At 68.9% G+C, this 5,163-nt stretch carries 4 protein-coding genes; all 4 read left to right on the forward strand.

Features of this window, described 5'->3' with window-relative positions:
- Nucleotides 1-206 precede the first annotated feature (206 nt).
- The 4 genes from B3T59_RS19690 to B3T59_RS19705 all read left to right on the forward strand — a co-directional run bounded on the left by B3T59_RS19690 (nt 207) and on the right by B3T59_RS19705 (nt 5,058).
- Nucleotides 207-1,583: an FAD-binding oxidoreductase gene (locus tag B3T59_RS19690; protein ID WP_064863997.1), complete on the forward strand. Its 1,377-nt coding sequence runs from the start codon at nt 207-209 to the stop codon at nt 1,581-1,583.
- Nucleotides 1,584-1,658: 75 nt separating this feature from the next.
- The gene (locus B3T59_RS19695) at nt 1,659-2,867 is read left to right on the forward strand and encodes a cysteine desulfurase family protein (RefSeq protein ID WP_064903653.1); all 1,209 of its coding nucleotides are present in this window, start codon (nt 1,659-1,661) and stop codon (nt 2,865-2,867) included.
- A complete protein-coding gene (mnmA, locus tag B3T59_RS19700) occupies nt 2,867-4,012 on the forward strand; it encodes a tRNA 2-thiouridine(34) synthase MnmA (protein WP_064903655.1) in 1,146 nt (381 codons plus the stop codon). Before B3T59_RS19695 ends, mnmA begins: the two co-directional genes overlap by 1 nt.
- An 11-nt stretch (nt 4,013-4,023) precedes the next feature.
- Nucleotides 4,024-5,058: a vitamin-B12 independent methionine synthase gene (locus B3T59_RS19705; RefSeq protein WP_064864002.1), complete on the forward strand. Its 1,035-nt coding sequence runs from the start codon at nt 4,024-4,026 to the stop codon at nt 5,056-5,058.
- The last annotated feature ends 105 nt before the right edge of the window (nt 5,059-5,163 follow it).

The following is a 5,163-nucleotide window of genomic DNA, read 5'->3' on the forward strand; positions in this document are numbered from 1 at the left end:
GCTGCTGCTGCCGGCATGAGCGCACTCGCTTCGACGGCGACCGCTGCGCGCATTGTCTGACCTGCACGAATTGATGTGCTCTGAACGACGGACATCGGCTGGCGTGCACTCCAAGAAGACCGCAAGATCATCCCAAGGGTGTGCCGACATCGTGTGAGTGCGGCCGGACCAGCCGGTCGCCACGTGCACATTCGAGGAGCATCGCCATGACCCAGACACCGACCGGGATCGACCAAGCCGACATCGCGGGTTTGCGCGCCAGGATTCGAAGAAATGTCTTCCGTCCCTCCGAGGAGGGCTATGCGACCGTGAGCTTCAACGCCTCGGTGTCGCGGCGCCCGTGGGCGGTCGTCGACGCGGCAGGCAGCGACGATGTTGCCGCGGCAGTCGCGTTCGCTGCAGCAAACGACATGACGGTTGCCGTCCATGCCACCGGACACGGCGCGACGCCGACCGACGGACGGTCGTTGTTGGTCCGGACCGGTGCGCTCGACACATGCGAGATCGATCCAGCAACGCGGACAGCACGGGTCGGTGCAGGCGTCCGCTGGCAGCGGGTCATCGAGGCGGCAGCGCAGTTCGGACTCGCGCCGCTGTGCGGATCGGCGCCGGGCGTTGGCGTAGCGGGATTTCTGTCCGGCGGCGGTATCGGGCCGCTCGTCCGGTCGGTCGGGGTGTCGTCGGATTATGTCCGCGCCATCGAGATGGTCACCGGTGACGGGCTCGTCCGGCGGGTCAGCGCCGATGCAGATCCCGATCTGTTCTGGGGTTGCCGGGGCGGGAAGGCGACGCTCGGCATCGTCACGGAGTTGGAGATCGAATTGCTGCCGATCGCTGAATTCTATGGCGGCGCAGTCTATTTCGACGGAGTCGACGCGCCGTCGGTGCTCGCGGCATGGCAACGGTGGACGCAGGATCTTCCCCGCGAGGCGTCGACGTCGATCGCGCTGTTGCGGCTGCCCGACATGCCGGGGGTTCCGCCGATGCTCGCGGGCAAGCTCACTGTCGCCGTGCGCTACGCCAGCGTCGCCGACCCCGACACCGCGGCGTCGACCTTCGCGCCGATGCGCGCGGTGGCGACCCCGATTCTCGACGCGGTGGGCACGATGCCCTACGCCGCCGTCGGCATGATCCATGCCGACCCCACCGATCCGAAGCCTGCGTACGAGAACGGCATGTTGCTGTCGGGGCTGCCCGACGACGCGGTGCGCACGCTGCTCGACCACGTGGGACCCGAGGTCGCTTCGCCGCTACTGCTGGTGGAACTGAGGCTGCTCGGAGGGGCGTTCGCCGAGCAACGCGGACCCGACAGTGCGGTCTGCCACCGCGACGCCGCGCTCAATCTGCACGTCGTCGGCGTCCTGGTGCCACCGATTGCCGACATCGTGCCCGGGCACGCCGACCGGCTGCTCGGCGACATGTCGGCGTGGGCGACCGGCGGACGACTTCCCAACTTCACCGCCAGCGCCGACCCCGAGCGCGTCCGGTCCTGCTACGACGAGGAGACGGCGGCCTGGCTGGCGGCGCTGGCACTCCAGCACGACCCCGCCGGCGTGCTCGCTGTGGGCCAAGTCGTCCGCTGAGACCCGGTCCGCTGTAACCCGACTCCGCACGACGGAATTGGTCCCGGGTGTTCGCGCGTTTATCCTGGGGTGCGTATGTCCACGTCATCCCGCGCCCCGGTCTACCTCGACAATGCCGCGACGACAGCTCTGCTGCCGGAGGCACTCGAGGCGATGACCGCCTGCTACCTCCAGCCGGGTAACGCGTCGTCGTTGCACGGTTCGGGTCGTCGTGCCCGGCGTCACCTCGAGGAAGCCCGCGAGACCGTCGCGTCGGCACTCGGCGCGCGGCCGTCGGAAGTGATCTTCACCAGCGGCGGCACCGAGGCCGACAACCTGGCGATCAAGGGCATCTACTGGGCACGCAGGCGTGGAGACGCGCAGCGTCGTCGAATCATGGTGTCCGCGGTCGAGCATCACGCCGTGCTCGACGCCGCGCAGTGGTTGGCCGACAACGACGACGCCGAACTCGTCGTGATCCCGGTCGATGCCGAGGGTGCGGTGTCGGTCGCGCACGTGCGTGCCGAACTCGAGCAGCACGCAGCGCAGACGGCACTGATCTCGGTGATGTGGGCCAACAACGAAGTCGGGACGATCCAGCCGGTGAGCGAGATCGCGGCGCTCGGTATCGAGTTCGGCGTTCCCGTCCATTCCGACGCCGTGCAGGCCGCCGGTCACATCCCCGTCGACTTCGCGGGCAGCAGGCTATCGGCGATGAGTATTGCCGGGCACAAGTTCGGTGGACCGTACGGATGTGGCGCGCTGCTTCTCGGCCGCGACGTCGAGTGTGTTCCGTTGCTCCACGGTGGCGGTCACGAGCGGGATCTGCGATCGGGCACCCAGGACGTACCGGGGATCGTCGGGTTGGCTGCCGCGCTGCGACGGTCGGTCGACACCCTCGACGAGACGCTGCCGCAGGTGGCCGCCATGCGGGATCGCCTGTTCGACGTGCTGCTCTCGATCGACGGAGCGACCGCCAACGGGCCTCGCGACGATCGTCGACTGCCCGGCAACGTGCACGTGTCGTTCGCGGGTTGCGAAGGGGATTCGTTGCTGATGCTCCTCGACGCCAACGGTGTCGAGTGCTCGACGGGTTCGGCGTGTACCGCAGGCGTTGCCCAGGCCAGCCACGTGTTGCTGGCGATGGGGGTCAGCATGGCCGACGCGCGCGGGTCGCTGCGCTTCTCGCTCTCTCATTCCACCACCGACGCCGACATCGAGTCGGTCGCCGAGATCATCGGGGAGGTTGTCGACCGCGCCCGCGTCGCCGGACTGGTCTCCACTACCTCGGGGAAGGGGAACTGATGCGCGTACTGGCAGCGATGAGCGGAGGAGTCGATTCGGCCGTCGCCGCGGCACGTGCCGTCGACGCCGGTCACGAGGTCGTCGGCGTGCACCTCGCGCTGTCGACGGCGCCGGGGGCCCTGCGCACCGGCTCTCGCGGATGTTGTTCACGTGAGGACGCCGACGATGCGCGCCGCGCCGCGGACGTCCTCGGTATCCCGTTCTACGTCTGGGACTTCGCGGAGAAGTTCAAAGACGACGTGATCGACGAGTTCGTCGAGGCCTACGCGGCAGGGCAGACGCCCAACCCGTGCCTGACCTGCAACGAGAAGATCAAGTTCTCCGCGCTCGCCGAAAAGGCGGTCGCGCTCGGTTTCGATGCCCTCGCGACCGGTCACTACGCACGACTCGCCGACGGCGAGCTGCGTCGCGCCGTCGACGATGACAAAGACCAGTCGTACGTGCTGGCCGTCCTGACCGAGCAGCAGTTGTCGCGGGCGATGTTCCCGGTCGGCGACACCTCGAAGCCGCAGATCCGCGACGAGGCGGCCCGACGCGGCCTGTCGGTCGCGTCGAAGCCGGACTCACACGACATCTGCTTCATCCCGACCGGCGACACCCGAGCGTTCCTCGGTGCACGTATCGGTGTGCGTCCCGGTGCCGTCGTCGACGCCGACTCGGGCGAACGTCTCGCCGACCACGAGGGCGTACACGGCTTCACCATCGGCCAGCGCAAGGGACTCGGGATCGAGGCGCCTGCCGCCGACGGGCGTCCTCGCTACGTCACTGACATCGACCCCGAATCGGGCACCGTGACCGTCGGGGCCGCAGAGAATCTGCAGGTCTGGTCGATCAGCGCCACCAAGGCCGTGTGGACGTCCGGACAGGTTCCGAGCGGCCCGATCGAGTGCATCGTTCAGGTGCGCGCGCACGGTGGGCTCGCGCAGGCGGTCGCGACACCGATCACCGGCGACGACGGACGGCCCGGAATCGACATCGAGTTGCGCGAGCCGCTGACCGGCGTCGCACGTGGCCAGGCGGCCGTGCTGTACCTGCCCGACGCCGAGCGAGGCGATCTCGTCGTCGGCTCGGGTCGTATCGCGGGCACCTCGCACGTGCGTCGCAGCGACGCGGCCGTCGCGGGTGCGTCGTCGAGTGCGCACTGACCGGTGATGTGATGACGTCGCTGCCGACCGGTGTCGGTACGGGTGTCGGCTCCATGCCGGGCACCGATCCGACAGAGGCCGCGGCGATCGTGGGCGGCGAACTCGACTTCACCTACCTCGCCGAGTTGCCCGCGCGCGGGATCGGGGCCGACATGGTCGGCCGGATGGGCACCCTGCTCGTCGACATGCCGATCGACGCCGGACCGTGGGGCTATCGTCTCGCGGCACGACCCTCCGCCGTCACCCGAGCGGCGTCGGACTATCTGCGGTTCGACCTCGACGCACTCGAAGAACTGTGGGACACAGCGGGATTCATCGGTACCGGGCGGAGTGTGAAGGTGGCGGTGTGCGGGCCGTTCACCTTCTCCGCCTCGGTCGAGCTGCCCAACGGCCACAAGGTGCTCCGCGACGTCGGGGCGTGGCATGACGTCGTCGAGTCGACCGCCGAGGGGCTGCGTGAGCACGCTCAGGAGGTTGCCCGACGTCTCGGCGCGCAGGTGACCGTGCAGCTCGACGAACCTCTGATCGGCGCCGTCCTCGACGGCACGGTGACTCCGCTGACCCGCCTCGATCCGATCCGCGCGATCCCGCTGCCCGAAATGGTGGACGCGCTCGCGGGCATCGTCGAACAGGTGGGTAGACCGGCGATCGTGCACAACTGCGGAGCGCCCCGCTGGGATCTGATCGGGCGGTTGCACGGCGTCGGACATTCGGTGGTGCTCGACGCCGCGATCTCCTCGGGGCCAGACGTGCTCGACACCGAGACCCTCGACGGAATCGGTGCCTTGATCGAACGTGGGGATGTCCTCGTCGCGGGCGTGGTGTCGGCGCAGCGGGCCGACCGACGCGCCCGCGCCGAAACGGTCGCCAGCGGGTTGGCCGCGATCACCGATCGCATCGGGCTGGATCGAAAAGTGCTGTCCGACAACGTGATCGCGACTCCGACGTGTGGTCTGGCCGGGGCGTCGCCCGCGTGGGCACGCACCGCCCTGGGCATCTGCGCACGCGCAGGCGATCTGCTTTCGGAGGACCCGCAGGCGCTGTGACGGCTGCGTGGAGGGCTGGCGGCCGAGGTCGGGGCGGCGGGGGACTGGTGGGGCCAGGCGCTCACCTGAATGTGTGTCGTTTCGAAAGATGTGGGTGCTGCAGCA

It is taken from the genome of Gordonia sp. UBA7860, assembly GCF_002500165.1.
Lineage (GTDB): Bacteria > Actinomycetota > Actinomycetes > Mycobacteriales > Mycobacteriaceae > Gordonia > Gordonia sputi.

Coding starts and splice junctions, on each gene's coding strand:
- B3T59_RS19695 (WP_064903653.1), top strand. CDS start 1,659: ATGTCCACGTCATCCCGCGCCCCGGTCTACCTCGACAATGCCGCGACG.
- mnmA (WP_064903655.1), top strand. CDS start 2,867: ATGCGCGTACTGGCAGCGATGAGCGGAGGAGTCGATTCGGCCGTCGCC.
- B3T59_RS19690 (WP_064863997.1), top strand. CDS start 207: ATGACCCAGACACCGACCGGGATCGACCAAGCCGACATCGCGGGTTTG.
- B3T59_RS19705 (WP_064864002.1), top strand. CDS start 4,024: ATGACGTCGCTGCCGACCGGTGTCGGTACGGGTGTCGGCTCCATGCCG.